This window comes from Maribellus comscasis (assembly GCF_009762775.1).
GTDB classification, from domain to species: domain Bacteria; phylum Bacteroidota; class Bacteroidia; order Bacteroidales; family Prolixibacteraceae; genus Draconibacterium; species Draconibacterium comscasis.
In genome coordinates this window covers 1,772,700-1,793,792 of the sequence record NZ_CP046401.1, presented here as the reverse complement: position 1 = coordinate 1,793,792, position 21,093 = coordinate 1,772,700, and the positions used below count along the sequence as shown (strand labels likewise).

Annotated in this window: 11 protein-coding genes; all 11 read right to left on the bottom strand. The window is 40.4% G+C overall.

What is annotated here, in order from left to right; genetic code table 11:
- The 11 genes from GM418_RS07425 to GM418_RS07375 all read right to left on the bottom strand — a co-directional run bounded on the left by GM418_RS07425 (position 1) and on the right by GM418_RS07375 (position 21,031).
- Positions 1-2,814 carry a family 78 glycoside hydrolase catalytic domain gene (locus tag GM418_RS07425; protein WP_158864678.1) on the bottom strand — a complete coding sequence of 938 codons (2,814 nt, stop codon included), beginning with the start codon at positions 2,812-2,814 and terminating at the stop codon, positions 1-3.
- Positions 2,815-2,943: 129 nt separating this feature from the next.
- Positions 2,944-5,379: a family 78 glycoside hydrolase catalytic domain gene (locus GM418_RS07420; protein WP_158864677.1), complete on the bottom strand. Its 2,436-nt coding sequence runs from the start codon at positions 5,377-5,379 to the stop codon at positions 2,944-2,946.
- A 17-nt stretch (positions 5,380-5,396) separates the two neighbouring features.
- Positions 5,397-8,234, bottom strand: coding sequence for a glycosyl hydrolase (locus tag GM418_RS07415; RefSeq protein ID WP_158864675.1), 2,838 nt, complete (start codon positions 8,232-8,234; stop codon positions 5,397-5,399).
- Between the two features lie 66 nt (positions 8,235-8,300).
- Positions 8,301-9,527, bottom strand: a complete 1,227-nt coding sequence (locus GM418_RS07410) for a glycosyltransferase WbsX family protein (RefSeq protein WP_158864673.1) — start codon at positions 9,525-9,527, stop codon at positions 8,301-8,303.
- A gap of 85 nt (positions 9,528-9,612) precedes the next feature.
- On the bottom strand, positions 9,613-11,013 hold the full coding sequence (locus GM418_RS07405) for a sulfatase family protein (protein ID WP_158864671.1): 1,401 nt from the start codon (positions 11,011-11,013) through the stop codon (positions 9,613-9,615).
- Positions 11,014-11,184: 171 nt separating this feature from the next.
- Positions 11,185-12,534 (bottom strand): sulfatase-like hydrolase/transferase, encoded by a 1,350-nt coding sequence (locus tag GM418_RS07400; protein WP_158864669.1) that lies wholly within the window; start codon positions 12,532-12,534, stop codon positions 11,185-11,187.
- 44 nt (positions 12,535-12,578) lie between these two features.
- Positions 12,579-14,018: a sulfatase family protein gene (locus GM418_RS07395; protein ID WP_158864667.1), complete on the bottom strand. Its 1,440-nt coding sequence runs from the start codon at positions 14,016-14,018 to the stop codon at positions 12,579-12,581.
- Positions 14,019-14,285: 267 nt separating this feature from the next.
- The gene (locus GM418_RS07390; protein WP_158864665.1) at positions 14,286-15,788 is read right to left on the bottom strand and encodes a RagB/SusD family nutrient uptake outer membrane protein; all 1,503 of its coding nucleotides are present in this window, start codon (positions 15,786-15,788) and stop codon (positions 14,286-14,288) included.
- Between the two features lie 21 nt (positions 15,789-15,809).
- Positions 15,810-19,199, bottom strand: coding sequence for a TonB-dependent receptor (locus GM418_RS07385; protein ID WP_217447734.1), 3,390 nt, complete (start codon positions 19,197-19,199; stop codon positions 15,810-15,812).
- A gap of 187 nt (positions 19,200-19,386) precedes the next feature.
- Positions 19,387-20,397 (bottom strand): FecR family protein, encoded by a 1,011-nt coding sequence (locus tag GM418_RS07380; protein WP_158864663.1) that lies wholly within the window; start codon positions 20,395-20,397, stop codon positions 19,387-19,389.
- Between the two features lie 61 nt (positions 20,398-20,458).
- Positions 20,459-21,031 carry an RNA polymerase sigma-70 factor gene (locus tag GM418_RS07375; protein WP_158864661.1) on the bottom strand — a complete coding sequence of 191 codons (573 nt, stop codon included), beginning with the start codon at positions 21,029-21,031 and terminating at the stop codon, positions 20,459-20,461.
- Between the last annotated feature and the right edge of the window lie 62 nt (positions 21,032-21,093).

Genomic DNA, 21,093 nt, shown 5'->3' with positions numbered 1-21,093 from the left:
TTATTCCTTGGGTTCCACTCTGAACAGGTAAGTTCCGGAACCAATTTTAAGCTCCAGACCATCTTTATTTTTCTCTACACTGGATATGCCTGCTGTCCCTTCAACGTAGTGATTATTCTCCCAAATTTTTGCTTCTCCTTCCCAAACGATAACATCCGTAGCTGAAAAAGCAGGAAGAGCCACGGTTGCAGTTGTATTCGCCGGTAAACTTACTTTTTGAACAAAACTCCCGCTTTCCTTTTTCCAGTCCGAAACAATGGTTCCGGCAATGGTTTCCACAGAAGCATTCGCCGCGTCAAGTTCATCGGGAACAAAAGGTTTGATATAAATATTGCTGTATCCCGCCCCCGTTTTCCCTTCCATGGGGGACTGAATTCCTGCTAAAAACTTGTAAAAATATTCTGTTATGGAACCAAACATTTGATGGTTATGCGAGTTGTCTCCTTCCCACGATTCCAGCAGCGTAGTAGCTCCGTTATTTATCCAGTAGCCGAAACTGGGATAAGTAGTTTGTGTAGCTATTTTATAAGCTGTTTCGTTTTCTCCGTTTTCAACCAACACAGGCCACAAGTATTTTGTACCGATGATTCCTGTATTTAAATGGTTGCTCCTTGTTTTGATATCGTCGATTATCGTTTGGAAAACTTTTCCCCTGTAATCTTCCGGTACTACATCACCGGCCAAGGCCAGTAATTGGTAGGTTTGGTATGTTGAGTCAGTTCCGTACAGTCCAGTTTCTGTATTAAAGAATTTCCGGTTGAATTCCTTTTTTACTGTGTCGGACAATGCCTTGTAATATTCTTGATCTTTGGCGTGTCCCAGTTCACCTGCAATTTTTGAAAGCAGCAGACAATTTTGATAGTAATAAAATGTGTTAACCACCGGATGATTTGGACAATCACTCTCTCCGGGAGCACACCATTCGCCAAGTGAGTACCAGTATCCGTCGAAATTATCAATAATGTATGGCTCAGATGGGTCTTCATCTTTTGAACCCAGTTCCCTGAGGTAATTTACATACTTTTTCATGGTTGGATAATGCTCCTGTAGAATCTGAGTATCATTGTAATAGTGCTTCATCCACCAGGGAATGAGCACATAAGCGCTTCCCCAGGCGACACCGCCGCCCATTCCACCGACTAACACAGGTGAGGTATTTGGAATCCGGCCATTTTCTTCCTGCGAATCGCGCATATCATTCAACCACTTGGTATAAAACGGTGCCATATGGAAGTCGTGCATCGAAGTTTCTGCAATTACCTGACCATCCCCGTTATATGCTCCTTTTTCGCGGTGAGGACAGTCAGTTGGATAACTTTGCATGTTACTCATTTGCGCCCATACTCCGGCTTCGTGAATGCTATTTAATAAGGTATTGGAAGATCCAAAGGTGCCGTTTCTTCTATTTGCCGAACGTACGACTCTTCCTTCAATATTCAGGTATTTGGGATCCTTTTTATCGCTTGCAGTCACTTCAACATAACGAAAACCGGTGTAAAAAAAGCGAGGTTCGTAGGTTTCCCTTTTATTACTTTTGATTGTGTAGTCAGTCCATGTTTGGGCATGGTATCTTTCTTTTGTACTGAGCTTGTCGCCTTCTTTTAGTGGCGTTGAGAAAAGTGAATCATTCAGGGTTTCGGCTCCGCGAATTCGGATGACCTGTCCGGGCTCTCCTTCAATTTCAAGGCGCCACCAGCCGGCTATATTTTGTCCCAAATCAAAAAGATAAACTCCCGGTTGCGGGTTCGTTTGTTTTACCGCGGAGAGGGTTTGGGTGACTTTTATGGGCGGTGTCAATTGTGCTTTTAATTTTCCTCCCGGCCCTTCACTCAAAACTGCAGTTGCCCAAGCCGAATCATCAAAACCACTTGACGACCATCCGGGAAGTTCTTTTGTGGCATCATAATCTTCTCCACCGTAAAGATTGTTAAATGTTATGGGGCTGTCGGCTGTTTTCCAGGTCTCATCAGAGACGATAACCTCCTCGCTTCCGTCCTCATAGGAAATTACCAATTGCATAAAAAAAGCGGGGCTTCCGAGTGGATTTCCTCTTCCCCAACTGTACCGGCCCTCTGTTTTAAGCAAATTCCATGCGCCGTTCCCCAACATTGCTCCGGTTACATTCCCGCCTTCCTTCAGCAGCGTTGTAACATCGTAGGTAGAATACAAAACGGTTTCCCTGTAGTCAGTTACTCCGGGGTCCAATACATGGTCGCCTACCTTCTCACCGTTAAGAAAAAACTCGTAGAATCCTGCTGCAGTAACGTGGGCAATAGCCTGTTTAATTTTTTTCTCAATCTGGAATTCTTTTCGCAGAAGGGGGCTGGTATTCGTTATTTTTTTCTGAGTTGTTATCCATTTTGCCTGCCATTCATCCTCATTCAAAATAGCTGTTTGGAAAAATGCCGGTTCACTCCATATCGAAGTTTCATCATCGAGCCACACTTGTACCCGCCAAAAACAGGTGGTATTACTCTGTAGCTGACTCCCTTCGTATTCAAGATTTACAGTTTCTCCTGAAGTGATTTTTCCGGTGTCCCAAAACGTCCCGTTTCCTTTTTTTACTTCATCAATGCTTTCACCAACCACAAGTTGATAAGCGACCTGATAAACGTCACGCTGAGATGACCAAAGTTGCCAGGAAAAACGTGGTTGTGCCACATCTACGCCCAGTGGATTTGGAAGATATTCAACATTCAGTTTTTCAATTTTGGTATTTTTATCCTGAGTTGAATTGCATGACTGTAATAATATGATGCTGATTCCAAAAACGAAGAGAGCAAGGAGTTTTAGATATTTTTTATAGCGTTTCATGTCAAATGATTTTATTTTCGTACGAAAGCGAATTCCGTTGGTTTATTCTTATTACTTATTTTTCAAGATTAAAGCAAATAACAATTTTTTTTCTGCCATCCCGTCCTGCACTTGCATGCATCCCGTTGTTTAATTGATTACAACAGTGTAGCTTCCTTCGGTTAAGTCAAACTTTCCGCTTTGTAACCCTTTTACTTCAGCTGAGGAAAAATCGGAATCCTCCTCTTTCTGAATTGTAACATTCTTTCCACTCGTTGCCAGGTTAACAAAAGCTGTTGTACCATTGGGGATACGGAAATTGTAAATTGTTTTATCTGTTTCTTTTTTCCAGTTGGAAACGATTTCTCCAAAAGGCGATTGATAATTGCATTTTACCGAATTCAGATTCTCAGAAACGGAAGGATGAAGCTTAAATTTTTTAAATCCGGGAAAATCCTCATCCGGTTCAATTCCGCCCAGCCAGCGGTAAAACCACTCGGAAACCGTTCCAAACATCGGATGACAATTGGAATACGTATTGTCGCTTTCTTTCCATGTTTCCCAAATTGTGGTCGCGCCTTTGTCAATCATAAATCCCCAGCCGGGGTACTTTTTGCTGTTTACAATTTCGAAAACCTGCTCTGGCGAAACATATTTGGAAAGCGCTTCCAGAATGTATTTTGTTCCGAAAATACCGGTAACAAAATGCCCTGCCGGCTCTTTTTTTATGGCGCTAAGTAATGAATCAGCAGCCGCTGCATTTTCGTCTTCTGATAAAACATCAAAATAAAGAAGGCTCGCAAAAAGTGTTTGTTTGTTGATTTCATCTTGGACAGGAGAGTTCCAGAATTTTTCTTTGATACTCTTTTTTAATTTTTGCTCCAGTTCCTGATACATCTTTTCATCAGCTGAATTTCCGGTTAGTGCAGCAAAACGTTGCATAATCCGCGCACAAAACAAATAATGACAAGTACCTGTCAATTCCACCGGAACCGGTTCCAGCGATTCGTGGTCGGACAACCCGCTATCCACGATTCCATTCGGATGAATCCGGGCCACTTTTTCCATCCATTTTTTATCAAAATCATAGAGTTCTTTTACCAAATCCACATTGTTGTAATAAAGTAAAAGGTAATATTGCGTTGTGAGAAAAGCTGATTCCCAGCTGAGTCCGCAGTAATTTATTCCCACAAACGGCGCCGTATCAATAAAAACTGAATCGTTTATTGCATCCACCCAATCGTAAATGGTTTTCTGATAGAACGAATTCATATCAAAATTATAAATGAACGTCTCGCTGGTGGCGTTTAAATCTCCGCCATATCCAAATTTTTCGCGCGCCGGGCAATCGGACTGTACACTTTGCAAATTGGCAAGGAAAGTTCGCTCGCTGGCTTCCTGAATAGAATTAAACAATGCGTTGGAACAGGAAAAACTGTTTTCTGCTGAAACGTTGGTATTCATCACCAGTCCTTCAATATCGCTGAGTTCCGGTTTTGATTTTAGCCCGGAAATTTCGATGTAACGATACGTGTGAAATGTAAATTCAGGCTGAAACCAGGCTTCGGATTTATCGCCAATAATGTAGGTGTCAGTTTGCCAGGCCACATCGGGCGCTCCGGGTCCACCGACTCCCTGTCTTTTTATTTGTCCGCAAACTGTTGTCATCGGATTCAGACTTCCATCGGGATAAATCCGCTCGCCAAAACGAAATACAATTGAATCTCCTGTGTCTCCGCTGATTTTCATTCGAAATGTTCCGGCAAAATTTACACCCATATCGGCAATATAAACTCCCGGAGACGACGAATAAATATTTGCTGGCATTAATCGCTTTGTAATTTGAATCGGCGGGAAAAATGTTTTTTCAAGCTTGCCGCCAGGTCCCTCGTTTACAACTGCATTTTGCCATTCAGAATCGTCAAAACCAGGATTGTTCCAGCCTTGCACTTCATTGCGGGCGTCATACACTTCGCCGATATAAACATTATTTTTTTGAATGGGGCCATAGGCAAACTTCCAGGAATCATCGGTAACAAGTTCATCTGTCTTTCCATCCGCATATTCAACAATCATTTTCGCTGTAAACACGGGTCTGCCAACCGGCAACGGTTCCCGAAGATTTCTGCGTCCCCACATGCGCAAAGGAAGCGGATTGTAAAAGCCGTTTCCAAGCGTTACTTCAAGACAATTTTCTTTTTGAGCAAGAAGTTGAGTGACATCGTATTCCGAGTAATAAATGCGTTTGCTAAAATCAGTCCATGCCGGGTCGAGCCGGTTTTTCCCGACTCTTTTCCCGTTAATTGTCGCTTCGTAATAACCTGCTGCAGTAATCAATAAATGCGCAGATTTTATCGTTTTTTCAAGCTTGAATTCTTTTCTAAAAATTGGAGAAGGATCATTTTCATAGAACAATGAATCAAAGGCCGGTTGTGGTTTATTGTCCCCAATCCAAATTACTTTTTCATCCGGCGACCAGTCCCCGTTTTTTGTAGTTTCAGTGTTTTTCTGGCTGCATTCCAAAAGTGTAACAGCAGAAATTACGGTGAACAACAAACCGACTACAAAAATTGCTTTCTCCTTCATCCTTTTATTTGTTAATTCTAATGCGTTTTCTCCGAATAAATTATCACGTCTCCTTCCAAACCGATGGGGATTTTTTGATATTTTCCGGTCCAGTGTTGCGCCGTCGGATTATCTTTCAGGCTCATTACATAATTGGCGAGTACAGTAGTATATTTTATTTCCAGCTGATTTTCACCTTTTTTTAACGCGCCGTCCAATTGAAATACCGGCTTCCCGTACCAATTTAATCCAACGCTTTTCCCGTTCAGCAATACTTCGCTAATCCCTTTGTTTGTTTTTCCGAGTTCAAGGAAACCTGTCGTGTCGTTGGAATTGAAAGATGCAGAATAAATAACCGTTCCGGCAAAGTCATTTAGTTCTTTGTCGTCGGGCGTGTCGAACGTAAACAGCGTGTCTAATTCCCTTGTAAATTTTTCTCCGTTGACTGGCTCAAAAGTTGCCTGCCAGGGACCGGTTATTGTTGCAACCTTTTGGGTTCCTTCCTTAGCTTGTGGTGTTGGTTTACCTTTGAGTTTGGGCTCGAACACCAATAACAAGGATTGTAATGGTTCTAATTCAATCGTTAATTCATTTTTCTTCTTATTGAAAGGGAACACCGAACGTTCACCATTTTCAGGATTCCAAACCCACGGAGTTTTGGAGGCTGTTGGAAAAACAGTATTTAAAGTAACTGTTTTGGTCCGGTTGATATTGGTAAAAAACCAGATGTCTTTTTCTCCGGCTTTTTTATGAATCTGAAAAACATTTTTATCCGGCTGCTGAATGTTTACATCTTTTTGAATATTTGCCTTTTCCAGAAGTTCAATCGTCCAGGGAAGTAACTCCTCCTCTGTATTTGGGCTGGCAAACGAATAAAGTTGCTCCGGAAATTTATCATTAATTTCAGTAAAAACAGCTTTTACAATTGAATCGTTTTGGGTTGTTTTTTGAAAAGAAAGCGATCGAAATGGAAGTCCGTCGATGGCAACCAATTTTCCGCCGCTTTTTACAAATTCGAGCAGCGCGGTAGCGGTTTCCGGTTCCAGCGATTCAATACTACTTAAGAAAATCGTTTTAAACGACATGGGGCCATAGGTAAGTTTGCCGTCGTTGGTTTTTCCTTCCTGAATAATTTTCTGGCTAATATAATCGCAGGAACTTCCGGCCTGACTCAACGATTCCCAAAGCCGGTAAACATACCAGGGCTGGGTGTGAAAGGGATCGCGTGTTAACCCGTTTTTTGCCCAGATATCAGCCGCCGGCGCCAGTATGGCAATATTTTTCAGGGCTTGCGAATTCTGAAAAATATAGGAAAGACGCGCGTTGTAATCCACCCATTTTGGGAAAAACGGCCACCATGTATTTTTTTCATTAAAATAAGCTCCATATCGAATCCAGCCCGGAAACCCTGCTTTTTGCGGCGAATAGTTGTAGCCATGCAGAACAGAGTGGTTCATCCCGGTTATAAAGTTCATGTCGTCGTGTTGTTTTATTTCTTCCAGCGAAGTTTTAAAAACACCACTCGTGTTGGTCATCGCTTCATTACTGACTATTTTTCGATTTTTAAGATGGCCTGCCGAAGAAGCATATAAATTCCAAATCATATAACCGTGTTGCTGGTTCCAGTACCACGCGTCGGCATCCATATCGGTCGAATAAATCCAGTTGTTGCTTTCGGGAATGTCGGGAATCATATTTCCCTCCATCATCCCCATAAGAAACGGCGTTCCGTAAGCCTGGTAGCGACAAAGTACACCTTCTTCTGTACAAAAATCCTGAAATTCCTGTGTGAAGTTTTCCAGAAAAACCTTTACCAACAATTTATTGTAATCGTACCTCACCCGTTTTAATTGTTCTGTAAAATCTGCATCATAATTTTCTTCCACATATCCTTTAAATGGATCGTAAAAAACAAACGGCAGCCAGGGCGAAAGATCGTAATGATAGTTTTCAAAAAAGGTATCCTGAAAATTATCGGTCCAGTTGGAGCCGTCTAATTCAATACTGTCGCAGAAAAGTGCCCGAATTAGCTCAGATAGCGGAGTGCCGGTGTCCTTGCTAATTTTATCCAGCCGGCTTAAATAAGCGCGGGTTATTTTCTTTTCATAGTGGTTCATAACCGGACCGGCTGCACCCGGAGCGCCATGCATTACTTCACGCGTACCACGTTGAAGAATCCCATAAATCAGATTAAATTTCCCGGGAGGAATTGTGACTACCAGTCGATCGGTCTTCCAGTATTTGTCATTAAAAAGGTCAGTCTCTTCCGAAGTGTTTTGAATGTCAGCGGGAACCAGACGAATAAAAGCCATTTCATAACTTCGAACCTCCCCGTGACTTCGGGACAACGATTCTTCGGCCTTTTTATACAAGTCCGCTAAAGTTTCGTTGAGTTGCTGTCCTCCCGAGCAGGGAATTGTATTTATAATCATCCGCTGCATGGTTTCACTCTCCGACAGGAATTCACCTCCAAAAGGCCAGCCCGAACCGACAATCAAATCAGCAATCATTCCGCGTTCTTTGACTTGTTCGGCCGCAAACTTTAGCATATCATTCCATTCGGAACTAAGCCAGGTCATGGGTTTTACACCAATATCCTTTGCTTCTTCGGGCATGGCAATCGGGTTGATTTCCACACCTCCCATCCCGGCTTTCTTCAACACATCGAGCTGCCGGGTGATTTCACCTTTTTCCAAACAATTCCCGTTCCACCACCAACGAACAAAGGGGCGTGCATCAGCCGGAGGATTTACAAAACCGTTGAACAGAGTATCGTCTTCTACTTTTTTGTTCTGTGAACAAGCTAAAATAGAAAGTAAAATGACTAAACCTGTTACTTTAATAAGGAGCTTTGTGTTTTTGCTTTTTTTTGTCATGTTTCAGTTGTGTTATTTGAAAATGAGATACAAATTTTTATAGGCGTCAATTTCAACTCCAAAATTTTATTCAGAATACGGATCGTAATCTTCTTTAATTACTTTCTCAACGGCTTCCAGGTACCCAAATCCGTTTAACATATCGGGCAATAAATAACTGCCTTCCACCCATTCATTCCAGGCATTAACCGTAATAATTTTTGGTTGTTCGGGATGACTGGCGGCATATTTTTTTGCTTTGGATAACAGTGCTGCAAAACTTTCAGGAGTGTTGTGGTAATGCACTACATCTTTGATTCCTTTTGCAGGGAAACGCGGTGTGTCATCCCAGCCAATGGAAACGCAGGGGAATACCGGAACGTTTAATAGGGAGTCCATTTGTGTCCTTATTTTTACAGAATTGTCACCATAAGCAAGGTAATCTTCTTTGCGGCCGCCCATGTTGTACATTGCCACGCTGTTGAACCCCATTTCGTTTACTCTTTTTGAGAATTTTTCAGCGGCAGCCTCCGACATAATTGAACCTCCGCCCTGATTCCACTGAATGTGTAACCCCGGGAAACCTGCTTTTTTAACTTCTTCCCGGAAATAATCGAGCGCTTTCCGGGCTTCTTCCAAACTTCCACCAAAACCTTGCAGCAGGTTGTCGATACTAAATATGGAGAATACCGGCATACCATCGATTTTAAAGTAGTTGGGTTGTTTAAAGTATTGATTGATAACCCGGTCAACAATAATTTTGAAGTTGTCCCAATCTACGGCTCCGTCCCAAAGCAGCGAGGTATCGTCTTTAAATTTGTGCACATTCCAATAGTTGTGTTTTACATCGTGGTTGGCCCACATGATATAAAACTGCATTTTCGAATTGTTCTTTGCTTTCAAAAATCCGTCATTTAATGCACTTTCCAGGAAGGGGCCTTCATCAAACCAATACCAGTCGTAAACAAATATATTTACACCATGCTCAACGGCAAGGTCAATCCATTTTTCCATCACCTGCGGGTCGTTGTCCATTTCATAGCCCCACAGTGGTAACCGCGGTTGGTAATGCCCTTCAAAACGTGGATTTCCTTTTTTTATCACCTCCCACTCGCCTGTACCTTCGGGCCAAAGCATGTCGCCAAAACGCTCATCGTGGTGGCACGACGGCCAAACATAGGCAGCTACATAATAATCGTTTTCAACGGAATTTACAGAAGTGTCATTTTGGGGCTGATTTTTTGGTGTGCAGGAAAGCAAGATGCATGGGAGAAACAGTCCTGCAAATACTTTGATAGTCTTAAAAAAATTCATTTTATTTTTTGTTAAATAAATAGTTTATAGATGAGTATTGTTTTTTCTTTTGACAGGCTCTCCAATAAAATGTTTGTACAGAAATTTAATTTTCAATTTTTGCTTTAGTAAGCACTGTTATAAAACTGTCTGTTTTCATTTTTAGGTTTTGCATCACATCCCGGAAAGCAGCAGAATCTTTCAGGTTGGTGATTTCTTTTGGATCGTTTTCCAAATCGTATAATTCCTCGTGTGCCAAGTCTTTTCTGTATCGGAAATACTTCCATTTTTTTGTTCTGATTCCTTCGCTGGGTGCGATAATGTCCACGTCCCACAAATGCTCACAGATAAACGATTCCCGGTTTTCCAAAGGGTTCTGACCAGACAAAAATCGGGAAAGACTTTTCCCTTCCCAATTTTCAGGAATAGAAACTCCGGCAAGGTCAAGAATCGTAGCCGGAATGTCAATGTTTAAAGCCATTTCGTCAACATCCTGGTGATCTTTAACCCGCGGATCATAAATCATCATAGGTACACGTAAGGAATTGTCGTACATCAGCCATTTTCCTGCCAACTGGCGTTCGCCTTCAAAATAACCGTTGTCGCCCATAAAAAGAATAACCGTATTGTCGGCAAGCCCTTTTTCTTCGAGCGTTTTTCTGATTTTGCCAATCTCAGCATCTACTCCGGAAATCATCCGGTAGTAACCTTTCATACTGTGCTGGAATTTTTCAGGAGTATCGTAACGCCAATGCCAGCGCGTGCGGTTTTCGCCTGTTTTTACATATTCAGGCTGTTCTTCAAAATATTTGTCTTCGCTTAAAATAGGAGAGGGGATAGTTATATTCGAATACAATGAATCGCCTGTTTTTTGCCAAAAATATTGGTCTTCCGCTGAATCGTGTGCATGCGGTGCGCTAAAACTCAGAGAAAGACAAAAAGGACGATCTTGCGGCGCATTGTTTATAAAATCGATTGCACGTTGACCTGTGTAACGTGTTAAATGCACGGTGTCAGGTCCCAGCATTTTATAAAAATAGCCGCGATAATCTTTAAATTTTCCGTTACGGTCGTAGCTTTCAGCAACATCAAACAGTGAAGCTATACTATCGTACTGAACGCCAAATTTTCCAAAAAAGCCGGTGTAATAGCCAGCCTCTTTCATTAAAACAGGGTACGAATTTTTGATGTAAGGATCTTTTATGTTTCCCTGACCAAAAGTATAGCCGTGGGTACGTTCATATAATCCGGTAAAAAGACTGGCCCGGCTTGCGGCACAAATAGGAGTGGTAACAAAAGCATTTTTAAAGTATATTCCGTTACCGGCCAGCTTGTCCATTTCAGGTGTTTGGATAATTTCATTTCCTGCGTAGCCAAGGGCATCCCATCTCTGGTCATCGGTAAGAATAAAGATGATATTCGGATGAACTTGTTTTTTTTCTGAACACGATTGGGAAAATAAAAGAATTACGGCTAAAAAAATCAGATACTTTTTGTTCTTGTACATTTTTGTAGATGTTGGTTATAGGTCTATTGTACAAAGGTTGTAAAAAGAAAAGAATGGATGAAATATTATTTCATCCATTCTTTAATTATTTTATCAGATTTATTGATAATTCTATATTTTTTCAACAGGGGGTGCGTCATTCTAAAATAGGACGACAGACTTAACTATGATTTACTGATTATTCTCAACACTCCACTTTCTGTATTGCTCTTTTAGCTCCTTTACTTTTTCCGGAAATTGGTCAGCAACATTCTTTATTTCACCGGGATCGCTGTTTATATTTACCAGGAAAAGTGAGTCTTTGGGTAAAAAATTTACACCACTAATTGCCGGATTGCCCAGCAATTTCCAGTCGCCTTTTCTTGCTGCCCAGTGTTTTCCATTTTGCCAGCAGAATTCGTTGTGTAAGGTTTTATTGTTTTTATCGTTTAGAACAGGGACTAAACTTTTCCCGTCCAGTTCGCTTTTGTCTAAATCAATTCCGCAAAGTTCAGCAAGTGTGGGCATCCAGTCGGCATTTACTGCCACCTGATTTCGTACTTCATTGGCTTTTAATTTTGCCGGCCAGGTAATTGCCGCCGGAACACGGATTCCTCCTTCAAACAGACTAAACTTTGAACCCCTCAGAACACCTGCATCTCCGCCCCCGTAATGCGCGCGTTCTTCGGTTGAGTATCCATTATCCGACTGAAAAACAACGATGGTATTTTCCCGCAATCCCAACTCATCGAGCTTTTGAAGCAGTGCTCCCACTTTTTCATCCATGGTGGAAATAAAAGCTGCATATAAATTGCGGGGATATTTTACCCCTTTTTCATTGTAGTAATTCAGCCATTCCGGCGAACCCTGGTAAGGATAGTGCGGGGTGTTCATGGCATAATACATAAAAAACGGACTTCCATGATTTTTTTCCAGAAATCCAGAAGCTTCTTTTACCATTAAATCCGGAAAATAATCGCCGGGGTAAAAAACTTCTTCTCCGTTGCGATATAAATCATGCCGGTTAGGTCCCTGCCAATAAAAAAAATGCGAATAATTATCGATACAACCGACAAAATGGCCAAAGGAGTAATCAAAACCCTGCGCATTGGGTTGTTTGTCTTTAGCATGCCCCAAATGCCATTTTCCAATGTGCGCAGTTTTATATCCGGCATCTTTAAACATTTCGGCAATCGTATATTGTTCAGAAGGCATTCCGGCAGTATCATCCAAAGAACTCACGTTTCCCGGTACACCCGCATGCTGTGGTGTTTTTCCCGTGAGTAACCCGGCTCTTGAAGGAGAACAAATGGGAGCGCCGTAAAACTGAGTAAATTTAATGCCGCTTTTTACCAGCTTGTCCATGTTGGGTGTAACCAAATCGGTTGCACCAAAACAGTTTAAATCAATCGCACCCTGGTCGTCGGTGTAAATTATGATAACATTGGGTCTGGCGGCATCCTCGCTTCCTTTTCCAAAAGAAAATACAGAAATTAATAAAAGGGAAAAAACGATTGTAATTGATATGGCAGTAGGTTTCATATTCAATATTTTATAAATTATTCAGCTGTATAATTTTCTGAAATTCAGTTTGCAACTCTTCCGGGCTCCCGACGGTTTTCCCCGTGATTACCGGTTAAATCATCCCCCAAATCCAGGCGGGCCTCTTCAGCAATTTTTTCAAGCATTTTCACAATTTCGGGATTCGATTCGCTAACATCATACCGTTCTCCCGGATCGCGGCGCAAATCATACAATCCTCCTTCAAACGAAAAATTGTTGTTCAGTGGCCCGGGGCTTCCATCGTTACCCGGTTGAAAACCTTCGTAAGTTCTGCCAGGGTGAGGGAATACAAGTTTCCATGAACCGTGACGAACAGCTTCCAGACTGTTCTTCCGGTAATAATACAAAAAGGTTTCGCGTGGATTTGCTTCAAAATTATCCTTCAGGAGAGGTAACAGATTTACTCCGTCAATCTTGTTTTTGGGCAGAGGAGCATCTGCAATGGCTGCCAGTGTGGGTAAAATGTCGATACCTGAAACCAGATTGTTACAAACCACTCCTTCCGGAATCACTCCGTTCCACATCATTAAACAGGGTACACGTTGGCCTCCTTCGTAAGATGTGCCTTTGCCTTCGCGCAATCCGCCGGTGGTGCCCGCGTGGTTTCCGTAATTCAGCCACGGGCCGTTATCGGAGGTGAAAATAACCAGTGTATTTTTATCTAATCCGGTTGCTTCCAGTGTTTTTATAATTTCTCCGATGCCCCAGTCTATTTCCATCATAACATCGCCGTACATTCCCTGTTCCGATTTTCCTTTAAATCTCTCAGAAGCGTAAAGCGGAACGTGTGGCAAAGGATTAGGCCAGTATACAAAAAATGGCTTGTCTTGGTTACGTTGTATAAAATCAATCGTTTTTTGTGCAAAATCAGCGGTAAAATGCGCTACATCTTCCGGTCTCACATCCGGGTTAACAATGGTCTCATTTTCATAAAGCGGGAGTTTTGGATAAGTGCCGGTGGGATGAAGTGGCCACATATCGTGTGAATAGGGGATTCCGTAAAATTCATCAAAACCGTGCTTTGTTGGAAGAAACTGCTTTTGATAGCCCAAATGCCATTTTCCAAAAATAGCGGTAGCATATCCTTTCTTTTTCAACACCTGGGCTATGGTTTCCTCATCGTCCGAAATTCCGGTGGTTGATCGGTGGCTCAACGCCCCGGTAATTCCGATCCGGTTGGGATAGCACCCCGTGAGCAATCCTGCACGTGATGCACTGCATACTGCCTGGGGCGAATAATAATGGGAGAAAAACATTCCGTGGCTCGCAATTTTATCCAGATTGGGTGTACTGTAATCCGTAGCACCGGTAAGAGTCAAATCGCCATAACCCATGTCGTCGAGGTAAATTAATACGATATTCGGAGGATTGTTATCCTTCTCTTTTGATGAACGAAAACCAAAAAAAACAGTACTTGTCAGAATGATCAAAAATACAGCGATCAAACGTTTTGAGAATTTCATGATATATAGAGTTTTATATTTTGAGTTGGAAATTTAGTTGTTGTTATTTTTTTTAAGACTTTCTTGTTCTTATTTGTTTTATGTTGTTTTTGTTTGATATCATTGATTTTAAAAAACTGGAAATAAATAAACAACTTCAAAAGTTTCTTCTTTTAAAAAAAAAGTTTGTCATTCAGAGATTTATAAATGACATTTTTTTGAATATTCTTCATCAAAAATCTCTGAATGACACAAGTTAGCAGGTAAAATCCCTGTTGTTTTTTATTCTTACCAACCCGGATTTTGTTGTAAATTAGGATTCAGGTCTATTTCCTGAGTAGGAATCGCCCACAGGTAATCCCGATCGGGGTCAAACGCGCGATTTTCATATACGTTACCTTCCCAATCATACACAGGGCCATTTAATTCAATCTCCGCAGTTTTCCATCGTTTAATATCTTCCAGATATTTCCCTTCCATTGCCAGCTCAATTCGTCTCTCGTGGCGAATTTCCTGTCTCATTTCATCCTGAGTTAATCCTGTCGGTAAGTCAGGCATATCTACTGTTGGCCGGTTTCTTATTTGATTAATTGCATCATAAACCGACTCCACTGGACCTTCTGCTTCGTTTGTTGCTTCAGCGTATGTAAGCAATACTTCTGCGTATCTTATTACAATTGGATTAACCTCACTTTGTCCTCCCGGAATCTCAGCAATTTCAGTATCGTCACTGTAAGTAGTGAATTTTTTTGTGCCAAAGCCGGTTTGATCGAGTTGCTGTTCTGTATCAATATTTCCGTTATACATATGCCCCATTAACCGGATTGTTTGATACAATCGAGGATCTCTGTTAGCATACGGATCTTCCGGATCATACATAGAAGATTCCCCGATCGACATTCCATCGGTCATGTAATAGGCATCAACAAGGCCTTTTAACGGTGAATTATTGCTATGGCGGTCTACTGCGTCGTCGTATCCATGGCCGAACTCTGTTAATTTGAATTGTATATCCCAAATTACTTCAGAATTATTTTCATTTTCCAACATAAATAAGCCCCTGTAATTCGGGAACAAAGAATACTTGTCTAAATTTATTACCTGTTGAGCGGTACTTGCTGCTTCACTCCATCTCTCTTCGTATAAAAGTACCCTGGCTTTTAATGCCATAGCTGCTCCTTTTGTAATCCTGCCTGGATCATTGTTCAGGGCAAGGAGTGCTATAGCATCTTCCAAATCGATTAAGATTTGAGTGATAACCTCACTTCTTTCATTCCGCCCCATTTCTCCATGTATGGCATTGTCAGGTGTTTCAAGTATTAATGGAACTCCTCCAAATTTATATACCAAATCAAAATAAAAATAAGCACGTAAGAATTTTGCCTCGCCCACAATCTGGTCAATAATATCAGTGTCCGTTTCTTTTAGATTTTCAGTATTCACATTATCAATCACAGTATTTGCTCGTCCAATTCCCCGGTAATTGTTGTCCCATGCTGATTGAAACAACGGGTTTGTAGTTTGAGCGACTCCTCTTGCCAGACTCCTCCAGCCGCCCGGGTCATCAAATCGCGATGAATTGGGAGTTACCTGGGAGCTATATAAAACCTGATTTGCATGGTATCCTCTAAGAACCTGATATACACCCGTCAGTCCGGCTTGTGCTTCTTCTTCAGAGCTCCAGAAATTTTCAACCGTGTATTGGTCTGATGGAACAGTTGTCAAGTAATCTTCGCAGCCTGAAAATAGAAGGATACTTATAATTATAGGAATAATATATATTTTTTTCATAATTATTTTTAGTTTTGAAATTTAAAAGTCGATTTCAATTCCACAAGTAAATGTTTTTACACTTGGATAATCATAATATGCATTATCCGTTTCCATACCCCTTTCAGGGTCGAAAGTGTCCATCTTGGTCAATGTCCACAGATTTTCTGCGTTAACAAAAATCTTAGCCGAATTAACCTTTACCATATCGGTAATATGAGCTGGCAGATTATAGCTTACCTGCAAATTTTTAAGTCGCAGGTAAGAAGCATCCTGTAACAAGAAATCGGAACTTCTAAAATTTGTATTTACTGCATCTTCATAAGTGGTTAAAATCGGCAGTTTAGCATCCATGTTATCAGTAGTCCATGAATCGGTTATCCATTTTTCAGTAACTCCGGTTCCATACCAAAATGGCACATCTCCCGGTTGAGCTCTAAAAGTGTATACCCCTTTTACTCCGTTAAAGAACGCTGAAACATTTATATTTTTGTATGTCAGACTTAAATTGAAAGAAGCTGTGTAGTCCGGAATACGATTTTTATCCAGGATTATTCTGTCATCCTGATTGATAACTCCGTCATTATTTGCGTCTTCAAATTTTATATAACCCGGCTTTGTGTCTTCAGTTTGAAATGGCGAATTGTCAATTTCCTCCTGAGTGTCAAAAATACCGATGGCATGCAATAAATAATAGGACTGAATCGGGTATCCTTCTTTTATGATTGTACCACCCTGAGAGCGGGAACCATACTCATACACAACTTCTCCGTTCAAATCCACTACATTATTTTTAATCCGGGTAATAGAACCTGATACTTCGTAAGAAACAGAACCAATCTTATTTCGGTATGATAGATCAAATTCATAACCTTTATTATCTACTACACCTATATTTTTTATCGGGCCGGTTAAATCTCCTACCTGAGTAGGTATACTTACATTGTGAAGAATGTCGGAAGTCCTTTTCTTAAATAATTCAACGCTGAAATTTAAGCTGTTGTTCAACAGGTAGGCATCCACCCCGATATTCGAAGTAGTTGATGTTTCCCATGTAAGTGTCGGGTCGTTGTACATTGCTATTGCAGCTCCCGGCTCAATGGTACTTCCAAAACTGTAATCATATCCCAGGTTTACCAGGTTCACATAGCGGAAAGACGGTACTCTTTCGTTTCCAAGTTGTCCCCAGGAGCCTCTGATTTTTAAGTCGTCAAGCCATGATATATTTTCCATGAAATTTTCCTGGCCAATTCGCCATCCTGCAGAAAATGACGGAAACAATCCCCATTTTCTGCCCTCTGCGAATCTTGATGATCCGTCGTATCTGAAATTTCCCTGAAAAAGATATTTGCTGTTGTAATTGTATTCCAATCTTCCGAAAAATGACATCAAAGAATTTCTTGAATTGGTACCGGTAGTTTGCGGGCCGGTTGAACCCGCATTTAAGGTAGTGAGCCCGTTCCCTAAAAATCCTTCGATATAACCATACAAATTATTATAATTAAATTCTTTTACTTCGTATCCAACCAAAGCATTGATAACATGGTTTTCAATTTCTTTATTCCAATTAAGGGTTTGGTTGAAGTTTAAATCATAGTTGTTCACTATACTTTTTGAAGCTCTTCTGACAGAAGCATCAGCAATCAGTATTGTTTTGCTGGCGCCGGTTTTTGCATCATATTGATAAACCAAAGGTTCAAACTGGGTATTCAGGTTGTTTTCTTTGGCATACGAGCCTTTTACTTTGTAGGTAAAATTTCCGGGTAATTCATACTGGGCATCTAAAATAAAATAATAATGCTCATTTCTGTGATTGTTAATACCTTCTGTAGCTACTGCTATAGGATTACGAAACTGATAGTGTCCAGGTGTAATAAACCAGTGGTTTGCATATTTCCCATCTGCGGTATAGGTAGGTTCATATCCCAGTCCGGCATTTTTGAAAACAGTATTCATAAGATATGGAGTACCGGCTAATGCTTCATCAAATACATTGAGTTGCCCGTTAAAGATTATACCAATCGATAATCTATCGGTTATATTAGCCCTGGAATTTAAAGCAATGGAATATTTGTCGGAGGTTGTTCCCATCAGAGCTCCGTTGTGATCCTGATAGCCAAGGGATAATGAGAAATTATAATTGTCAGCTCCCCCCGTAAATCTCACATTATGATTTTGGATAAAACCCGTATCAAACATGATATCAAACCAGTCGTTATGTGGGTAAACAATGGGATCGGTTTCCATGCCCTGTCTGTACTCCTCAATCATTTCGTCACTGTACCAGGGATTTTGGCCTGCATTGAGTTTGGCCAAATTTGTTAATTCAAGTACCCTCACAGGGTCGGTAATAAAGTTCGGCAGCCCAATAACTTTTTCCATTCCAAAATAGTTATTGTAGTTGATGTGAAAACCTTTTGTTCTTTCCCCGCTTTTGGTTGTAACTAAAATTACCCCACTTGCCGCTCTTGAACCATAGATAGCTGCAGCTGCTGCATCTTTCAAAACCGAGATACTTTCAATATCGTTTGGATTAACATCTGATAAAGAGAATTCAACACCATCTACCAAAACAAGTGGATTATTATTGTTTAAGGTGCCCAGGCCACGAATGCGAATGGAGGCATCACTTCTTCCGGGTTGTGCTCCCAGCTGGTTTACATAAATCCCCTTTGTTCCCTGAAGCGTTTGAGTGGAGTTTGTTATAGGCCTGTTGCTCAATTCTTCGGCGCCTACAGTCGAAATTGCAGCCGTCAGATCTCTTTTTTTCTGTGTTCCGTAACCGATGGCTACAACTTCATCCAGTCCAATAGCCTCTTCTTCCAAAACGATATCAATACGGGTTTGGTTTCCAACAACCACTTCCCGGGACTTCATTCCGACAAAAGAAAATACCAGAACGGCATTTTCGGCGATATTTGAAATTGAATATTCGCCGTCGGTGGTGGTTACGGTACCTTGTGATGTTCCTTTTACTAAAACGGTTACACCCGGAAGAGGCTGACCTCTGGTATCGGTAACTTTGCCACTCACGGCTTCTTGCTGTATCTCAGAAATACCTGGGTAGCTGCTTTTTGTTTTGATAAGAATATTTCTGTTTACGATTTCGTATGTCACGGCCTGTCCTTTAAAGAGCTGATTGAGTATCTGCTCAATGGTTTTTCCTTCCATGTCAACAGAAACCAGGTTATTGTCGTTGAAGTTGTCCCGGTTATAAAAGAAATAAAACTCGCTTTGTTGCTCTATTGCATCAAATACTTCGGCAATACGTCTGTCCTTCATTTTTACCGTGAGTTTCGTAGCCTGCGAATATACACTCGCTGTGGAGGCGAAAACGGAGACTAATATGAGAAAAATTGTTAACCTCATAATTAACAGTAGTTTTTTTTCACCGGGATAAAATGTCTCCCAGGTGTGTAATTTTTTTTTCATAAATTTGAATGTTTTAATTAATAAATAGATTTAGCTTATACAGGCTAATGACGTTTTGTAAAGAGGGTATGCTGCCAACATATCCCTCTTTTCTTTTTCTCCGTACTAACCTGTTTATCTAACTAACCAGGGCGAATATTTTTTATCATAACGTTTGTTTTAAATTGTTTGATTTAGTCGTTTATATTTAATTTCTATATAACCAAACTTCTTTATGTTCAATATAATAGTCGATGTTTGCTGTTCGCTTTATTTTTTCCAGCGCTTCTATGAGGTTATTGTTGTAACTAAACATACCTCTGAACCGAAATTCACCCAAATTTGGATCCTTAAGATAAAACTGTATGTCATAGATACGTTCCAGCTCTTTGACCAAATCATTGAGGGTGGCATCTTTAAATAGAATTTCTCCATTTCTCCATGAGGTGAAAAAATCGGCTTCTATTTTTTCAATTAAAATACCTTTAACGTTTTTTTTGAAAACAGCCCTTTCTCCGGGAACCAGATTTATTTTTTGTTCACTAGAATTATTTAGTACCATTTCAATGCTTCCTTCTGCCAAAACTGCTTCAAAAATTTCTTCTTCCGGGTAGGCTTTTACATTAAAAGAAGTACCTGTTACCTTAATGTTGGCAAGAGGTGTTTTAACACAAAAAGGTTTGGTTTTATTTTTGACTACTTCAAAATAGGCCTCTCCGGAGAGATGTATTTCGCGCTTTTTTTTGTTAAACAAATCAGTATCGTAGCTAAGGGTAGAACCGGTATTTACCCACACCTCGGTACCGTCCGGAAGAAAACATTTAGCTACGTGGCCTTTGGGAGCAGTAACTTTGGTAACTAAATTATCTGATGCCAGTTGCCCGCTTTTATTCATAAAATACCAGCTTAGCGCAAATGTGACCGGAATGGCCAGTATGGCTGCAACTTTAAATAGAATTAGTTGTCGGCGTATGCGAAGGATTTGGGTTGACTGTTGTTTTTGAGCGGTGTTAAGCACCTTTGTTTTATCCCGCTCAAAATCTTCCGGTGAAAGTTTATTTTTGCTTATTTCCCATGCTTTTTTGCTTTGTTGAAACGTCCTTTTGTTGTCAGACGAGGCATTGAGCCATGCTTCGAATTCTATTTTTTCTTCAGGAGAAAGATTTCCTGAAAGGAATTTACTGATAAGAACATCGGGGTGATGGTTCGATTTTTTCACTTCGTCTATTGGCTTAATTTATTACAAGACGAATTTTTACTCCTTCACCCTGTAAAGTGAATTAATTTTTTTTTGAAAGAAATAAAGAGATAAGTATAAGTGATTGGTAGTCAGATAAGTTTTTTCGCAATTTTTTTAGAGCAATTCCCATTTGCATTTCTACTGTTTTTACGGAGATATTTAATTTCTCTGCAATTTCAGCATATTTTAAACCATCAAAACGACAAAGCGTAAAAATTTCACGACATTTTTCAGGTAGTTGGTTAATGGCCAAATTGATACGGTCGTTCAATTCCGCTTCTTCAACTAAATCCTGAAAGGGAACAGATTTTGTATTTTCCTGAGATTCCGTTCCTAAAATTATTTTGTTTTCTTTTCTTAAATAATCGATACAACGGTTTTTTACAGTATTGTATAAATATGATTTTGGAGACGAATGAATCTTTATTTTCTCTCTTTTTACCCATAGATCAACAAAAATTTGTTGTACGATAGACCGGGACTTATCCAAATCCGAAATATACTTATTCGCAAAAAAACACAAATGAGTATAGGTTTTGTCGAACAAACTGCTGAATGCAGTCAGATCACCGTTTTTTATTTTTTTGAAAATATCAGGATCCGTTAGGTTCATTTTGTTCGATTAGTGTATCAGCTGCAAAATAAACCTATTTTAATTAAAAATGTAAATAATAA